The sequence below is a fragment of the Lentibacillus daqui genome, from assembly GCF_027186265.1.
Classification (GTDB): domain Bacteria; phylum Bacillota; class Bacilli; order Bacillales; family Amphibacillaceae; genus Lentibacillus_C; species Lentibacillus_C daqui.
In genome coordinates this window covers 2861079-2879005 of record NZ_CP114176.1, presented here as the reverse complement: position 1 = coordinate 2879005, position 17927 = coordinate 2861079, and the positions used below count along the sequence as shown (strand labels likewise).

Below are 17927 nucleotides of genomic sequence, written 5' to 3'. Positions count from 1 at the left end.
GGCCAGCTATTTCCTTTTTTGACGGGGTTCCAAAACAGTTTAATCTAAATTATTTAAAATTAATTATTTTTTAGCAGGATTCTCCCATTTTATGTCGAACTTTGTATGTAGAAAAATAAGGAGGATCGCTAACATGTATACCATCGATGAAGCATCCAACATACTTGGTGTTCATCCCACTACATTAAGAAGGTGGGAAAAAGAGGGGAAGATAACATCGTCTCGAACCACCGGTGGCCATAGAAGATATGCTGTAGAACCTTAGTGCTATCAAGCATGATTTGAAACCACTTCAAGACAAAATTGTTATCGGGTATTGCCGTGTCTCATCATCGGACCAAAAGGCGGATTTAAATAGGCAGGTCCATACCGTATCGCAGTATTGTTCGGCAAATGGATATCAGTTTCGTATTATAAAAGATCTGGGAAGTGGTTTGAATGACGATAAGAAGGGGCTAAAGGAATTAATCCGGCTGGCGCAAAGCAATCAGGTGGAGAAAGTTGTCGTCAACTACAAGGATAGGTTATTACGTTTTGGCTATGAATTGTTGGAACAAATATGTGCCTTCCATCATGTGAAAATTGAAATCGTCAACCATAAAGAGGATAAAACATATGAGCAGGAGTTAGTCGAGGATATGCTTTCCATGTATTTGATCGCTCCTTAATTAATTATACAAACGATGAACTGTTAGATGCCAAAGTTGATAAAACAATGATTGATGGGGAGTTTGTTTACACTCAACAAATTGTTATTGGTTCCGTAATCATTTTGGCATTATTGTTTGATTACTACTATTGAGTCCCATCCCTCCACAATGTTAAAGCAATCTGTTTATGATGTTACAAAGTGTGAAGTTACAATGTTATAAATTCTTTGTAAAATAAATTATGAAGTAATGTTGAATGGTTGTCAACTTGGGAACGATTGATTCAGTCGGGGAGATAACAGGTTAATAAAGTAATCGCTTACAATTACTGGGAAGTGGACAAAGGATAAAATGAATGGTTGGAAAGGAGAAATGGCGATGAGAACGGTTAATGAGGTACAGCAATCGCAGTCCATTAAGGAAAAAGACCGGCAAAATGTCTGGCATCATATTTCTCAATATAACGATCAGAAACGTCCGATGGTTGTAACAGAAGGGAAAGGGTCATGGATAACTGACTCTGAAGGAAACCGATTATTGGACGCCATGTCAGGTCTGTGGTGTGTTAATGTCGGATATGGTCGGGAAGAGCTGGCACGTGCGGCCTATGAACAAATGCAAAAAATGGCTTATACTTCGATGACGCAAAGCCACATACCAGGCATTGAGCTTGCTGAAAAATTAAATGAGCTGCTTGATGATGATTATATGATTTTTTATTCCAACAGTGGTTCCGATGCAAATGAAGTAGCCTTTAAAATCGCCCGTCAATATCATCAACAAAATGGGGAGCCTTCACGATATAAATTTATTTCACGTTACAGGGCGTATCATGGTGGATCGATGGGAGCATTGGCGGCAACAGGGCAACCGTTAAGGAAATATAAATACGAACCACTTGCCTCTGGATTCTTACATGTTGCACCGCCCGATAATTATCGGAAACCAGACGGTATATCGGTGAGAGATTATAACTTGCAACGGGCACAGGATCTGGAAGACACCATTATCTGGGAGCAAAAAGAAAGCATTGCCGGTGTGATTATGGAACCGTTAATAACAGGTGGTGGTATCCTGATTCCCGATCCAGTTTATGTGGAAAAAGTTCAGGAGATCTGTCAGCGTCATGGTGTGTTATTGATTATTGACGAGGTGATTTGTGGCTTTGGCCGGACTGGTAAAATGTTTGGTCATCAGCATTTTGATATTAAACCAGACATTGTCACGATGGCGAAAGGACTGACAAGTGCCTATTTGCCATTATCTGTCACGGCAGTTCGCAAAGATATTTATCAAACCTTTGAAAAGAATGGAGAAAACAATCATTTCCGTCATGTTAATACGTTTGGCGGCAACCCTGCAGCCTGTGCACTGGCACTGAAAAACATTGAAATTCTGCAAGAAGAGAAATTGGTCAATCGGGCAGCTGTTTTAGGGGAGCGGCTCCAAAATGAACTTGGCGAATTGACGAGTCACCCATATGTTGGAGATGTCCGAAGTTTAGGTTTTGTAATGGGGATCGAAATGGTCGAGGACAAAAACACAAAAGAACCAGCATCTTCAGAACGGGTTGGTAAAATCGTCAGTGATTGTAAAGCCAATGGCCTGATCATCGGTAAAAACGGAGATACTGTTGCCGGATATAATAATATTTTGGCACTATGTCCACCACTTTCTTGTTCCGATGATGATCTGGAATTTATTGTTTCTGTCATTAAGAAAGTGTTTAAGGAAAATCAATAACCGTAGAAATCATTTAAATAAACCAGCAGGAGGTATTCGTTCATATGACTACAACACAAGTAAAATCACTTAAAAACTATATTAATGGTGAATGGGTAGAGGCGTCATCTGATAAAACGGCAGAGGTATTTAACCCGGCTACAGGTGAAGTCATTGCACAGGTACCTTTATCTTCAAGAAAGGATTTAGACCAGGCAGTTGAAGTTGCTTCCGAGACATTTCAGACATGGAAGGAGTTTCCGGTTCCGAAACGGGCGCGCATTTTATTCAAATATCAACAACTACTTGTCGACCATTGGGAGGAACTTGCCGAGCTGGTCACGGTGGAAAATGGCAAGAGTTACAAAGAAGCGTATGGTGAGGTTCTTCGCGGAATTGAGTGTGTAGAATATGCAGCAGGTGCACCATCGTTGTCTATGGGATCACAGCTGCCATCGATTTCTTCCGGGCTGGAATCAGGTGTATATCGCTACCCAATCGGTGTCATCGGCGGCATTACCCCGTTCAACTTTCCGATGATGGTGCCATGCTGGATGTTCCCAATGGCGATTGTAACAGGAAATACATTTGTTCTGAAACCATCCGAACGAACACCACTGTTGGCTAATCGCCTGGCAGAATTACTAGAAGAAGCAGGAGTGCCAAACGGTGTATTGAATATCGTTCACGGCGCACATGATGTAGTTAACGGTCTTTTGGAACATGAACAGGTTGCTGCAATTTCTTTTGTCGGCTCACAGCCAGTCGCAGAATATGTCTATAAAAAAGGAACAGAAAACCTGAAGCGTGTGCAGGCACTGTCCGGAGCGAAAAACCATTCCATCGTACTAAAGGACGCCAATCTGGAAAATGCGGCAACACAAATCATTAGTGCAGCATTCGGGTCAGCCGGGGAGCGTTGCATGGCTTGTTCGGTAGTAGCTGTTGAGGAGGCAATCGCCGATGATTTGATTGAAAAACTGGTGCAAAAAGCAAATGAAATTAAGATTGGCAATGGATTGGATGAAGGAGTTTTCCTCGGACCGGTCATTCGCGATCAGCATAAAGAGCGAACACTACAGTATATCGAAACGGGCGAAAACGAAGGGGCGACACTTGTCCGGGATGGACGTAAAGATGAGAGTATCAAGCGGGAAGGATATTTTGTCGGTCCAACCATTTTTGACAATGTAACAAGTGAAATGAAGATCTGGCAGGATGAAATATTTGCTCCGGTTCTATCCATTTCCCGTGTCAAAGATCTCGATGAAGCAGTTAAATTGACCAATAAATCACGCTTTGCCAACGGATCATGTATTTTTACCAATGATGGTGGCAGTGTACGGCAATTCCGTGAAACAATCGACGCCGGTATGCTTGGGGTAAATATTGGAGTACCTGCTCCCATGGCCTTTTTCCCATTCTCCGGCTGGAAAGATTCTTTCTATGGTGATCTGCATGTTAATGGGAAAGATGGAATTGAGTTTTACACAAGGAAGAAAGTTATTACAACACGATGGGTGTAAACAGGTTTTAAAAGGATGTCAAACAAGATATTTTTAAAGTATAAAGGATGGTGCGCTATTAAGGTGTGCTATCCTTTTATTCTTGTTCTACGTAAATACTAGCGCCATAGGGATGCTCCGGTGTTACTGAAAAAACACCTTACCGCCTATTGATTGAGCACTCTTTTAAATAGTCTCGATCAACTTTAAGGCCGGCTCGATCAACTTTCGCGATTTTCGATTAACTTTAAGGCTGTCACGATCAACTTTCATGGATTTCCGATCAACTATAAGCTGACCCATCAACTTTGAGACAACTTCGATCAACTTATAGTCCAATGTTCTCCATCGTTTTTGCATTTCCGAATACAGTTGGCTCCCAAATGGGGTATTGGATTATTTATATAAATGGTATAATATGAAATATAAAGAATTGCTTATAAAAAAAGGGGACCCAAAAATGAGCCAAACCATTTTTGATAAGCTAAAGCCTATTTTTATCGTAGAAGATGATGAAAAAGGAGAAAATGTTTCCAAGAATTTAGCAGACTATCGTGATCAATATCTATTTTTATCCAGGAACAATAAAGTATATGCCTATGTAGATTTGAAAAAATGGACAACAAACGAAATAACAGACAAAGGTTTAAACATGAAGGAATTACGTTCACATGCCGTTTCAATCAAAAAAATTGGTGTATTTAATCCGAAACAACCCATATCTGTACCTTACATTTTTCAAATTTTAGGTGAGCCTATTGTTTTGGTGAAGGGCGATAATCATGAATTGGCGGGATATCTGAGGCGGGAAGATATGCTCGTTGAAATGTTTCGTGAGGATCGTAATACGAATCTATTAAAGGTACTGCTTGCTTCGATACCGATGGGGATATTTGTCGTTGATCACCACAAGAAGATAGTGAATTATAACGATTCCGGCTTACAAATGATCCGGTCTACAGCCGAAAAAGTTATCGGAGCTGATGCGGGTGACATTTTTAACGGCGAACTTCTACATCAAGTGTTCTCTACCGGAAAGACCACGTTGAACCAAATTCATATCACAGATGAAATGGGGGTGCTGGTCGATTATAGCCCGATTGAGACTGCGGACGGAAAAGTGGACGGGGCAATTATTATCGTTCAAGATTTGCCAATGGTTGAAGAAATGGCCATGGAAATCGAAGCAGTTAAAAATTTAAACCGGGATATGAATGCGATTCTGTCTACCATTTATGATGAACTACTAGTTGTTGATCATGAAGGGACACTGATTAGGCATAGCGAAAATTATATTACGGATTTTTGGAGGAGTGATCTAAAAGAGCTGGTTGGGAAAAATATACCGGAGTTAGAAGAAACGGGTCATTTTTCTCCTTCTGTAACAAGAATGGTCCTGGAAAGACAGGAAAAGGTGTCTGTTGTACAAGAGACAAATAGCGGCAAAAAAATACTGGCTATCGGCAATCCTGTTTTTAATGATGATGGGGAATTAATGCGGATCGTTATTGCTTCCCGTGATATTACGGAAAATACAAAATTAAAAACAGAGTTAAAGCAAACCAAAGAAATCACGCAACGGTATAAGCAAGAGCTCTCCCGCTTAAAAAATAAAACCAATCCTTCAAATGATATCATCTACTGCAGCGCTAAAATGCAAAAGATTGTAAATCAAATAGAAAAAATAGCGGATTTTTCCTCAACGGTATTAATCCATGGGAAATCGGGGGTAGGCAAGGAATTAATTGCCCGTGCCATACATAGGGAAGGTAACCGATCAGATCAGCCGTTTTTGACTATCAACTGTGGTTCCATACCGGAAAACTTACTGGAGAGTGAATTGTTTGGTTATACGAAAGGATCCTTTACCGGAGCAAATGTAAATGGGAAGCAAGGATACTTTGAACAGGCCAATGGCGGTGTCTTATTCCTTGATGAAATTGGCGATATGCCATTTTCACTACAGGTTAAATTATTGCGGGTGCTACAAGAAAATGAAGTGGTTCCCATTGGCAGCGTTACCCCAATTCCAATTGATGTCCAAATTGTAGCTGCGACAAATAAGGACTTAAAAACGTTGGTTGAAAAGGGAGCCTTTCGCGAAGATTTATACTATCGGATCAATGTTATTCCAATCCATGTCCCGCCTCTGTGTGAAAGACCGGAGGATATACCGCTATTGGCTTATCACACACTGCAATCATTAAATCAGCGGTACGATAAAAATTACCATTTTTCACCCGGTGCATTAAATCTTTTGGAAAATTATTCGTGGCCGGGTAATATTCGTGAACTACAGAATTTAATTGAGCGGATATTTGTTACGGCGGATGATGAGGTGATTAGTGAGGATTTTGTTGGTCAATTTATGGTAACGGGAGAAGTTCAACGATCGAGGCCAATGGTTTCTGGAATTATTCCACTAAATGAGGCAAAGGAAGATGTGGAGCAACAATTAATTATGTTGGCAATGAAAAAGTACAAGACAACGACTAAAGCAGCCGAAGCACTCGGAATTAGTCAATCAGCGGTCAGTCGTAAATATAAAAGAATCATGCAGTATGAGTAATTTCTTGCAAATGTGGTTTATTACATCATAACAACGACTGTCTTTTTATGCATTTTATAATACATCTATGCGTTGCAGCATAAAATGATAGGTTATCAGGCAGAAATAAAGTGTAATTTTTCTTGATCTAACGTGGACAACTCCTGCTAAAACGAAGCCCAAGTCAATATTTGATAAAAGATCCTGGGTTGGCATATAAATTGCATGTTATAGAATGAATACTTGAAAAATACAAGGAGGCTTATGTTATGAGTCAGACAACAAATATGGCAAAATCCAGAGTAGCGGAATTAGTGGAGTTAGATAAAAAACATTTTATTCACCCTACAACAGCACCAAAAGCTGTGGCAGAAAACGGACCCGACATTATTTTTTCGGAAGGTAAGGGCGTTTATGCATATAATACCGAGGGAGAAGCATATATCGACGGAATGTCTATGCTTTGGAATGTTAATTTGGGACATGGACAAACGGAACTGGCTGACGCTTCTAGGGAGCAAATGCTGAAAATAGCTTATTCATCAGCATTTAAAGGTTTTTCTAGTGAACCAACCATTAAATTGGCTGAAAAATTGGCTTCGATCGCACCTGGCGACTTGAATGCTGTGTTTTTCACTTCGGGTGGTTCTGAATCGAATGACACCGCTTTCAAGACATCAAGGTTTTACTGGGCACAAAAAGGCAAACCGGAAAAGAAAAAAATTATTGCATTAAAGGATGGTTATCACGGGGTAACCCAAGCAGCGCAAAGTGCAACCGGCATTCCTTCAACACATGAATTTGCCGGAACCAGTGTAGAAGGTTTTATCCATGCTAAAGCACATCTCACCAATTGTGAATTAGGTGATAAAAGCGATCCAAATTATGCGGATTCGATTCGCGGCTTAATCGAACGAGAAGGGGCAGACACGATCGCCGCAGTAATTGTAGAAACAGTGCAAGGTGCAGGTGGGGTGAACATTCCTCCTGAAGGCTATTTAAAAGCAGTTCGGTCACTTTGCGATGAATTCAATATTTTATTTATTGCAGATGAAGTGATTTGTGGCTTTGGTCGCACTGGAAGAATGTTTGGCATAGAACATTGGGGAGTCGTTCCAGACTTAATGTGTATTGCCAAAGGGGTTACCAGTGGCTATGCACAACTAGGTGGCGTTTTGATCAGTGATAAAGTAAGAGAACAAATTGTCAATTTCGATGGTACTTTTGCCCATGGGTTCACTTATAGCGGGCATCCAACAGCGTGTGCAGTGGCATTGAAAAATATTGAAATATTGGAGCGGGAGCATGTAGTTGATAACGTACAACAAATGGAGAAGGAATTACAAAAAGGGCTTACCTATTTGGAAGAGAAACACGATATAGTAAGAAACTGCCGGGCCATTGGTTTGTTAGCAGCATTTGAAGTATTCGATCCTGAGACTGGTGATTATCTTGACGCATCGATAAATGCAGCATCAACCATCGTAGACGAATGTTTTGATCGTAAACTTATTCTGAGACCAATAGGAACTTTCCGGGTTGCTATTGCACCGCCATTGGTGATCAACAAACAAGAAATTGAAAAAATGATTGCAATCATCGATGAATCCTTAACAGCCTTTGAAGAAAAAATTAAATAAATGATCATATCATAACATTATGGAGAGGAGGGAATGGGTGATGAAGAAATTACAACTACAGGGAACGGCAAAGGAAATTGGTCGTGAACATGGGAGCAAGGGCAAACAGGAAGTTCATCACAGCCTGGAAACCTATGAAAAGTTATTTCACGGTTACCAACATATTACCTGGTCTGAAGCTAAAGAGCGTGCAAAATCCCATTTAACAGCGATTGAGAAATATGATACCGATATGATCGCGGAAATGGAAGGGATCGCTGCAGGGGCAGGAGTAGCGTTTGAGGATATTCTCGCATTAAATGCCCGTAGTGAGATAGCGCTAACCGGATATAAAGGAACAGCCTTTTCGGATGGTTGTACAGCGATGGCTATCACTAATCCAATTATATCAGACACCATTATTGGTCAAAATTGGGATTGGAAAGGTTCACAAAAAGAAAGCTTGCTACTGCTTGATATAAAGAACCAATCCAACCCTGATATAACGATGGTGACGGAAGGTGGGATCATTGGTAAGATTGGTTATAATTCTGCAGGCGTAGGGATTTGCTTTAATGCATTGATTACCGACAAAAAATCCAACGAGGTACCCATCCACTTAGGGTTAAGGGCCGTACTGAATTCACGCTCCCTGACTGAGGCGGTATCAAAAATAAAAGGCGGACAAATGGCTTCTGCCGCTAGTTTCCTAATTGGATATGACGAGGGAAATGGAAATGGCATGGCTGTGAATGCAGAAGTTTCTCCATTTGGCATCGATTATGTAGGCGGAGATCGTGGAACATTGGTACACACGAATCATATTTGCTCCGAAGAAGTTAAGAAAAATTTAGAAGACCGAAATGAATTTAAGTTTGATGATTCGGCACTTCGGAAAAAGCGAGCGGAACAGCTTATCCAAACAAGTATTGCGAACCAGGAATTAATTAATGAACAATCATTTAAGCGCTGGCTTTCTGATGAATTTAATGCACCTAATTCAATCAATCATTTTGAAAATGAGCGTGCCCCTGAGCATAGGAGGATGGAAACCGTGTTTTCTATCATTATCAACCTATCAAAAAGGCAAGCATTTCTACGTGTTGGGAATGCAGTGGAAACGGATTATGATAAAGTGGGAAGCAGGTTTCTTGTCAGTTAATTAGAAGCTGTCGTTTTACTTGTTCAAGCAGTTGCGTCTCAATGGAAATGAAAGTCGAAAATAACCACCTTGCTTGTTCAGGCTATGGGTGGTTATTTTCCCATTTCTGATAGTAACGCAACATCCCCCATCTCAGTGTGAAAGGGCTGTTCTTTGGATTTTTTCACATTTGCAGTTTAAGTTTAAAAAGGATCGTTCTTATACGGGCCCTTCAATGCCAGACGCATGAGTTTTGTTGCCATATACTTTGGCGTGTAGGGCATGTCGTTTTCCAACCACCAGCCAATCACCCCCAAAAAAGCGGAAGAAATATACGCAATTAATATTTTTCTGGGGACTACAAGTTGATCGTCATCCGGAGCAATAATAAAAATCCCCTCTGAAATGAATTCTGCAATAACGTCTATCATACCGGATGTTATTGCGGGAATCTTTTTTTCCACTAATACAACCTCAAAAAAGTCACTATTCAAAGAAATATATTCAAAAAGCTGAATAAAAACGTAAGGTGGTTGGTCACCCCGAAAGTCAATCTTTTCTGCCGCGGATTTTGATGAATGCAGATTTTTAGCCAAGCCATTCAAAATTTCCTCTGAACTTTGATAAAGCAAATCATGTTTATCACGATAATGGAGGTAAAATGTAGCACGATTCAATGTAGCCCGGTCAGCAATATTTTGAACGGTAATATTTTCATAACCTTTTTCATGAATTAATTCAAACAATGCGTCTCTAAACCATTTTCGTGTTCGTGCAACACGTGGATCGGTATTTTGCTCTTTTTTAGACATATTTACTCTCCTTGCCTAATTTTTTGCTATTTGTCAACAAGTATACTATAAATCGTAAACAAAACGACAAATTATCGTCTTTCGTTTTTGCATCAATGTTTTAAAATAATATATAATATACATGTTGTCAATAAGTAGTCACTATGTTGATTGAATAAAAGGAGTGTAAAGAATGACTGAAAACGATAAAATTGCGATAATCACTGGTGCAGGAAGCGGTATGGGGCGAGCCTCCAGTTTGAAGTTAGCAGAAAATCATATGAAGGTGGTTTTGGTTGACTTTAATCAACAGGCTGGGGAAGAAACGTTAGCGCTGGTAAAGGAAAAAGGTGGAGAAGGAATTTTTGTCAAAGCTGACGTATCCAATAGCAATGACATTCAGCGCTATGTTAATCAAGCGGTTGAAACATATGGGCGGATTGATGTATTTTTCAACAATGCTGGCGTTATTCAAAAACCATATCTATTGGCTGACATTCCGGACGAAGAATATGATCGTGTCGCGTCTGTCAATTTTAAAGGTGTATTTTTGGGGATGAAATACGTGTTAAAGGTGATGGAAAAACAAAATTCCGGGATCATCATCAATAACTCGTCCAGCTCAGGATTGCGTGTTGAGCATAGTTTGGCAGTTTATTCAGCCACCAAACATGCTGTTGTAGGATTGACGAAAGCAGCTGCCAAAGAATATGCTGGCAAAGGTATTCGTGTCAATGCAATCTGCCCAGGTGGAGTTGAAACCAATCTGGTGAAGGGATTTCAAAAAACTTGGGAAGAAACCGGAAATATCCCAGAAATTGAATATCCACCAATCGGACGAATGGGTGAACCTGAAGAAATCGCGAATGTCGTTGCGTTCCTTGCTACCTCAGGATCATCTTATATGACAGGTTCCATTATTGGAGTAGAAGGTGGCCTTACTCTATAGAAAAGCAAACCAGTTACATTACCACTGTCTTAATATAAAAGGAAAGGAATGTGTTAGTTATGGGTCGTTTGGATGGAAAAGTTGCTATTATTACTGGTGCTGCTAATGGGCAAGGAGCTACAGAGGCTGCCCTTTTTGCGAAAGAAGGTGCAAAAGTAGTGGCAACCGACTTAGAGATAGAAGCTTTACAAGAAGTCGTTGATCAAATTCGAGCGAATAACGGTGAATCGATTGCCATTCAGCATAACGTGGCTTCCGAAGAGGAATGGAAAAGTGTTGTAGCTAAAGTAATTGAAGCCTTTGGCAAGATTGATGTGCTCGTCAATAATGCGGGAGTAAGTGAGCCCCGTACATTACTTGATATTTCCATGGATCAATGGCAAAAAGTAATGGATATTGATTTAACGGGCTGTGTCTTGGGGATGAAATATACGATACCGGAAATGCAAAAAGCAGGCGGTGGCTCTGTAATCAATATTTCCTCAATCGGTGGTCTTGTCGGGATGGCAGGTACAAGCCCATATACAGCGGCAAAAGGAGCGTTACGTTCATTATCAAAAGCAGCAGCCGTGGAGTATGCAAAACAAAATGTCCGGGTCAACTCTGTGCATCCCGGTATTGTTGTCACACCAATGATTGAAGAGTATTTCGATGAACAAGTAAAACAATATTATGAAAGCTTGACGCAATTACCACGTTTAGGCAAACCAGAAGATATCGCTTACGGTGTACTTTATTTAGCTTCAGATGAATCTTCTTTCATGACAGGTTCAGAAATGGTCATTGATGGTGGTTGGACCGCACTTTAATGATAATTGATTTTTGTGTACCATAATGTGTTAACTATTTCTATTACCTAAAAACACAAAGGTTTAGATATAAATGCTAAAAATGTCTCGCACATGTATTAAAAAAAGACAAGGTGCCCAATGGGGTTCCTTGTCAATAAATGTTATGGCAACGGCTGCTGTTGGGTAATACAGTGAATATTTCCGCCGCCAACAGAAATTTCTCTTGTATAAACGGGAACAATTTCGCGATCAGGAAATATTTCTTTAAACGTATTGATAGCTATTTCATCGTGCGGATCATTAAATGCAGGGATAACAACCCCGCCGTTGCACAAATAACAATTAATATATGTTGCAATAAATGTATCGTCCGATGAACGGTTGTAACTAGACGCGGTAACATCAATTTCCTGGCTTTCTTCTTCACTTAAGGAAATTTGTTCGGGAAGTTGTATTTTATGAATTTTAAACTTTCTCCCTCTTGCGTCAGTTTCCTTCGTTAGTTGCTCATAAGCCTGATGCAGTACATCATACTGCGGGTGGTTAGGATCGTCTGTCCAGCCTATTACCAATTCTCCCGGGCGAGCAAAAAATACGACTTCATCGACATGGCCATCTGTTTCATCGCCAACTAAACCATCCTTTAGCCAAATTACTTTATCAATGTTTAAATAATCGCTTAATTTTTTCTCCACATCCAGCTTGGATAAATGCGGGTTTCGATTCGGATTTAACAAACATTGTTCGGTTGTAATTAATGTGCCTTCACCGTCTACTGTAATTGCCCCACCTTCCAATACAATATCGGATGCATCATATCGATGAGTTTGCGCTATCTCAAAAACTTTTGGTTTGACTAGTGAATCCTGATCCCAGGGGAAATATAATCCTTCATCCAGCCCGCCCCATGCATTAAACGTCCAATCTATTCCGCGAACTTCTCCTTTATCATTTTTGACAAACGTTGGACCAATATCACGCATCCATGCATCATTCGAGGAAATTTCAACCACCCGAATATTCTTTGGTAGTAATGCACGTGCATGCTCGAATTGGTTGCTGGTCACGCCAATGGTTACAGGTTCGAAACGAGAGATTGATTTAGCAACTTCTACATATGCTTTTTGGGCAGGTTTTGCTCCCGATCTCCATGTATCTGTTCTCGTCGGCCACAGCATCCAGGTACCTAGATGTTGCTCAAATTCACCAGGCATTCTAAATCCATCTATTTTGGGTTTGCTATCTATTGTTGAGACCATTTGAATACCTCCTTTTACTGTTATTATGCAAGTTTTGTGCCACGATCAATATTTTGTTAAAAAGTATATCATAGAATTACTTACATCAGAGTCATCGTTGGTTCAATTAAAGATTATATTTTTTTAGCCTTCGTACAAAAGCAGATTGCGTGATGCCAAGCGATTTAGCTGCCTTCCTGGTGGATTTATGCTTTATTTTAGCGTTCTTTATTATTTCACTTTCGATACCCTCCAAATAATCTGTAAGGTTCTGCTTACCCAAATCATACGTATCTCCCACATATTGATTTTCTTGTAATATTTTTTTCGGAAGTGCGGCCGTTTCTATGACATCTGATTTAGCAGTCACCACCAAATATTCCATCATATTTTCCAATTCTCGAATATTCCCCGGCCAACGATAATTTTTAAGTTTATCAATTACCTCCTCACTTAAGGCAGAAGTTTTATGATGCTTATTCTTGAAAAAGTCAAAAAAGTAATGAACCAAAAGTGGTATATCATCAGGTCTTTCCCGTAATGAGGGAACCTGAATGGATACAACATTTAACCGATAGTATAGATCTTCCCTGAATAGCTTGTCTTTTACCATTTGATGAAGATCCTGATTTGTGGCCGTAATGATTCTTATATCTACTTGTTCAAGCTCAGTCCCGCCAATTGGGATAAAGGATTTATTTTGAACTAATTGCAGAATTTTAGGTTGCAGGGTCAGTGGCAGTTCCGCGATTTCATCCAAAAAAAGAGTTCCTCCGTCTGCTTTTCTGACCAAACCCGCTTTACCTGCGTTATTCGCCCCGGTGAAAGCTCCTTTTTTATATCCGAATAACTCTGATTCCAATAATGTTTCCGGGATCGCACCACAATTGATTTGGATAAATGGTTTATTGGGTCGGTTACTTAGTTGATGGATATATTCTGCAATAACACTTTTGCCGACTCCTGTTTCCCCATTTAAAAGAATTGTTGTATCGACAGGGGCAACCTGTTTGATTAAATCGATCATTTCTTCATGTTTTTTGCTTGTTCCAATTACCAGTTGTTTTTGATTTTCACTGGTTTGCTTTTGCTTCAATTGGTTCAGTTCTTCCCAATATTTTTGCACAAGAACCTCTGCTTTTTCAAGTTTGAATGAAGCCTTGACTGTTTCCGTAATATCCTTTACCTGGACGAGTATGTACTCTGTTTTTTCTTCCGGGACTTTTACTAAATATCCTGTTGCTATATATTGACGGTCTTTAGATGTTTGAACCTTCGTCACAGTTTCCTTTTTATCTAAAACGATCCTTGTTACGGAAGGAGTGAATAAACCATTACGCTCCAAATCTTTTACATGTCTTCCTACTATTTCCGAGCGGGGAACTCCCAATTGTTTCGTACTTGTATCATTTGCCCAAATAGCTACTCCAGTATGATCGGTTATAAATATTCCGTCTTTGAGATGATTGAAAACGCTATGAAAATGTTTGTCGTGAATAAATTCGCCGTTCATCGTAACTGCCTCCTCTGCACCAGGCGATTTTGAACCGATTTCAATTCGATAATTGAATCGAAAGTGAATTTAAATTAATTATATACTATTAATCTTTGAAATGAAATGTCGAAAAAACTATTATTTTGTTGATGTTTTTTGGCATAAAAATTGCATTGTTATAATTGATGCTAGTTGGAAGAAGAGATGGAAAGGTATTCGCGCGTATTAATAACAAGGTAGAAGCTTGATAATAACGCCTGACAAAGGATAATAATTTTATATTAGCAAGAGTGGAGGGTGATAAAATTGGACAATGAATCGGGTAAATTAAAAAGATCGCTTGGCTTGAGACACGTTGTTTTTTTTGGTTTGGCTTTTATGGCACCTGGAACAGTGTTTGATACATATGGTGTTGCAGCGTTTCAAAGTAATGGAATGATTGCGATCGGGTATATGATAGCATTATTTGTGATGCTATTTACGGCATATAGTTACGCGCAGTTGGTAAAGGAATTTCCTTCAGCTGGAGCAGCTTATTCTTTCGCTCAAAAGGCGATGAACCCCCATTTGGGCTTTTTGGTTGGTTGGGCTATTTTGTTGGACTACATGTTAAGCCCGATGATTAGTGCTTTACTTTTGGGGATATCCTTAACAGCATATTTTCCTGCTGTTCCGATGTTCGTTTGGATTATTCTTTTTGTAATCGTTATCACCACGGTTAATATTCTTGGTATTAAATTTGCGGCAAATTTCAATACTTTTATATTTCTCCTTTCTTTGGTTGCGTTTGTTCTTTTTGTTATTTACGCTATAAAGTTTTTATTGAATGGTGGGGGTGTAGGAACCACATTTTCCATCTTACCTTTTCATGACAAGGAGGTACAATTTTCGGGTCTAATGGGAGTAGTCCCGATCCTGTGCTTTACCTATTTAGGGTTTGATGCAATTACAGCTTTATCAGAGGAAACAAAAAATCCTACAAAGACAATCCCGAAAGCTATTTTCATTATTCCGTTAACCGGCAGTGTCCTTTACATCACGGCAACTTATTTACTGCAATTGGTGTATCCGGATATTCGTTCTTTTGTTGATCCGCAGTCAGTTCAGTATAATATTTTTTATTTGATTGGCGGAATATTTTTGAAAACAGTTTTTGTTGGTACGGGGATCTTTGCGAGCACAATTTCTGCAGTCGCTTCCGGATCCAGTGCTTCCAGAATTATGTACGCCATGGGAAGGGGAAACGTTCTTCCTAAGAAGATATTTGGATATATTTCACCAAAATTTCATACCCCGGTTTATAATATTTTAATAGTAGGCCTTGTAGCACTTTCAGCTTTGTTTTTTAACCTTACTGCTGCAACGTCGCTTATTAATTTTGGCGCTTTTTTTGCGTTTGCTTTTGTTAATATATCCGTTATTAGTCATTTTTATATTAAGAAAAGAAATCGATCATTTAAGGGGGTGATAAAATACCTGATAATACCGGCAATCGGAGCTATTTTTATCTTTAGCTTATGGTTGAACTTGGGGTGGCATTCCTTCTTATTGGGAGGTATATGGCTTATGATTGGCTTCATATATCTTGTCAATCAAACCAAAATGTTCAAGCGTCCCCCTGAAGAAGTATTCTCGGAGGCCAGTGAATTATAAACCAATCTCACTCTATCGATTTTTTATAAAAATATTGGAGGTATGAATGTCTATGCGTAACGAAAAAAAGGCAGATATCATTTTATCAAGCAATGCTGTATTCACAGGTACAACACACAAGCCAATCCCGGCTTCTATTGCAATTTCTGGCAACCAAATTGTGGCGGTCGGATCTGACAAGGAAATAGAGGAATATCGCGGACCAAATACAAAAATGTATGATTATGAAGATCAATTAATCGTACCGGGCTTTCATGATTTCCACCTGCACCTCATGTCGGGAATCGTGATGGAAAATGGTGTGAACCTGTCCGAGGCGCGGTCAGAAGAAGAGGCAGTAAATATGGTTAAGCAATATGCGGAACAACACCCTGATGAAGAATGGATAATCGGGGTAGGTTGGGATGCCAGCTACTGGGAACAGAATCAATTGCCGAGCAGATTTTCATTGGATCAAGCAGTTCCCGATCGACTGGTTATGCTTAATCACGCGGAACTGCATTATGCTTGGGTGAATAGTAAAACATTGGATTTTTGTAATATCAATCGGGATACGGAAAATCCGCCTTATGGGTTTATTGAAAAAGATGAGAACGGGGAACTAACCGGTGTATTATATGAAAAAGCTGCTAAATTGGTGGACGATAAAGTATTTGATTTATCGAGGGATAAAGAAAGGGAATTGCTGGATCAATTCCTGGAGCTTGCTGCCGGTGTAGGTGTCACATCGGTAAATGACATGTATGGGGATGGCAATGAAAAGTATTATGAACTGTTTAAGGAATTTGATGAAAAGGATAGGTTAACAACCCGGATTCATATTTTACCGTCAATTGATTTTGATTTGGAGAAGCACAAACAATGGCGTAACGAATTTACATCAGATAAACTGCGGTTTTCAGGTTTGAAAGGGTTTATTGATGGAGTGGTAACTAGCCGAACCGCGTATATGGTTGGACCTTATGCAGATGATCCGGATACATGCGGGGAATTGGTTTATTCGCCGGAAGAGATTAAGCAAAAAGTGGTTGAAGCAGATAAAGAAGGCTTTCGGGTCCGATTCCACGCCATTGGTGACGGAGCAGTCCGATTAGCACTTGATACGTTTGAAGCGGCGCAAAAAGCGAATGGGAAAAGGGATTCGCGGCATACAATTGAGCATGTTGAAACGATTCAAGAGGACGATATTTCCCGTTTTAGCGAATTGGGTGTACTTGCTTCCATGCAGCCGGAACATATGGCCCAAAGCGAGAGAGAAGCTTATACTGCCCGTATCGGTAAGGAAAAAGAACCGTATGTATTTCCGATTAATACATTAAAAAACGCGGGGGTAAAAGTGGGACTTGGGACTGACTTCCCGGTTGCTACGTTAAATCCACTACTAGAAATCTATCGTGCTGTTACAAGAGTATCCAGTAATGGTCAACCATGGCATGTGCATGAATCTATTTCACTTGCCGAAGCGTTAAAAGACTATACTAAAACCCCAGCGTATGGAACATTTAGAGAAAATGAATTGGGAACACTTGAGGTTGGGAAACTGGCGGATATTGTAGTTTTAGACAGAAATCTCTTTGAAGTTTCTCCTGAAGAAATCCTGGAAACAAAAGTAAATTTAACAATTGCCGATGGTCAGGTTGTTTATGAAAATAAATATAGCCTCAAGGATGAAAAAGTTCATAACTAAAAGTATTTAAACAAGAAATACTGTTTGCGCAGGGGATTGCATTACAAAAATGAACAGGAGGAGGGTAATGCCTCTTCCTTTTATATGAACGAAGCAACTTCCAAAATTTCTATTAAACCCTTAAATTGCTTTTGATGT

The 17927-nt window shown here is 39.8% G+C and carries 14 protein-coding genes; 11 read left to right on the top strand and 3 right to left on the bottom strand.

Features of this window, described 5'->3' with window-relative positions; translation table 11 throughout:
- The first annotated feature begins 133 nt into the window (after positions 1 to 133).
- The 7 genes from O2S85_RS14525 (at position 134) to O2S85_RS14495 (ending at position 9206) form a co-directional block, all read left to right on the top strand.
- On the top strand, positions 134 to 265 hold the full coding sequence (locus O2S85_RS14525) for a MerR family transcriptional regulator (RefSeq protein ID WP_269410031.1): 132 nt from the start codon (positions 134 to 136) through the stop codon (positions 263 to 265).
- Between the two features lie 16 nt (positions 266 to 281).
- Positions 282 to 668, top strand: coding sequence for an IS607 family transposase (locus O2S85_RS14520; protein WP_269410030.1), 387 nt, complete (start codon positions 282 to 284; stop codon positions 666 to 668).
- 360 nt (positions 669 to 1028) lie between these two features.
- Complete coding sequence (locus O2S85_RS14515; RefSeq protein WP_269410029.1) at positions 1029 to 2393, top strand: aspartate aminotransferase family protein; 1365 nt, start codon at positions 1029 to 1031, stop codon at positions 2391 to 2393.
- A 44-nt stretch (positions 2394 to 2437) separates the two neighbouring features.
- Positions 2438 to 3898, top strand: coding sequence for a CoA-acylating methylmalonate-semialdehyde dehydrogenase (locus O2S85_RS14510; RefSeq protein WP_269410028.1), 1461 nt, complete (start codon positions 2438 to 2440; stop codon positions 3896 to 3898).
- Between the two features lie 439 nt (positions 3899 to 4337).
- Positions 4338 to 6446, top strand: a complete 2109-nt coding sequence (locus O2S85_RS14505) for a sigma 54-interacting transcriptional regulator (RefSeq protein WP_269410026.1) — start codon at positions 4338 to 4340, stop codon at positions 6444 to 6446.
- A 248-nt stretch (positions 6447 to 6694) separates the two neighbouring features.
- On the top strand, positions 6695 to 8065 hold the full coding sequence (locus O2S85_RS14500; protein ID WP_269410025.1) for an aminotransferase family protein: 1371 nt from the start codon (positions 6695 to 6697) through the stop codon (positions 8063 to 8065).
- Between the two features lie 40 nt (positions 8066 to 8105).
- Positions 8106 to 9206 carry a C45 family autoproteolytic acyltransferase/hydrolase gene (locus O2S85_RS14495; RefSeq protein WP_269410024.1) on the top strand — a complete coding sequence of 367 codons (1101 nt, stop codon included), beginning with the start codon at positions 8106 to 8108 and terminating at the stop codon, positions 9204 to 9206.
- Positions 9207 to 9388: 182 nt separating this feature from the next.
- Here the strand turns inward: O2S85_RS14495 and O2S85_RS14490 are convergent, their stop codons facing one another.
- Positions 9389 to 9997 (bottom strand): TetR/AcrR family transcriptional regulator, encoded by a 609-nt coding sequence (locus tag O2S85_RS14490; RefSeq protein ID WP_269410023.1) that lies wholly within the window; start codon positions 9995 to 9997, stop codon positions 9389 to 9391.
- Between the two features lie 172 nt (positions 9998 to 10169).
- On the opposite strand from O2S85_RS14490, the gene O2S85_RS14485 reads away from it, so the two are divergent.
- A complete protein-coding gene (locus tag O2S85_RS14485) occupies positions 10170 to 10925 on the top strand; it encodes an SDR family NAD(P)-dependent oxidoreductase (protein WP_269410022.1) in 756 nt (251 codons plus the stop codon).
- Positions 10926 to 10984: 59 nt separating this feature from the next.
- Positions 10985 to 11734 (top strand): SDR family NAD(P)-dependent oxidoreductase, encoded by a 750-nt coding sequence (locus tag O2S85_RS14480; RefSeq protein ID WP_269410021.1) that lies wholly within the window; start codon positions 10985 to 10987, stop codon positions 11732 to 11734.
- A gap of 143 nt (positions 11735 to 11877) precedes the next feature.
- Here the strand turns inward: O2S85_RS14480 and aguA are convergent, their stop codons facing one another.
- Entirely contained in the window at positions 11878 to 12975 is a 1098-nt protein-coding gene (aguA, locus tag O2S85_RS14475) for an agmatine deiminase (RefSeq protein WP_269410019.1), read from the bottom strand.
- Between the two features lie 106 nt (positions 12976 to 13081).
- Positions 13082 to 14467: a sigma-54 interaction domain-containing protein gene (locus O2S85_RS14470; RefSeq protein WP_269410018.1), complete on the bottom strand. Its 1386-nt coding sequence runs from the start codon at positions 14465 to 14467 to the stop codon at positions 13082 to 13084.
- A 288-nt stretch (positions 14468 to 14755) separates the two neighbouring features.
- On the opposite strand from O2S85_RS14470, the gene O2S85_RS14465 reads away from it, so the two are divergent.
- Both O2S85_RS14465 and O2S85_RS14460 read left to right on the top strand, forming a co-directional pair.
- Positions 14756 to 16102 carry an APC family permease gene (locus O2S85_RS14465; protein WP_269410017.1) on the top strand — a complete coding sequence of 449 codons (1347 nt, stop codon included), beginning with the start codon at positions 14756 to 14758 and terminating at the stop codon, positions 16100 to 16102.
- A gap of 52 nt (positions 16103 to 16154) precedes the next feature.
- The gene (locus O2S85_RS14460) at positions 16155 to 17789 is read left to right on the top strand and encodes an amidohydrolase (protein WP_369419522.1); all 1635 of its coding nucleotides are present in this window, start codon (positions 16155 to 16157) and stop codon (positions 17787 to 17789) included.
- Positions 17790 to 17927: the final 138 nt, after the last annotated feature.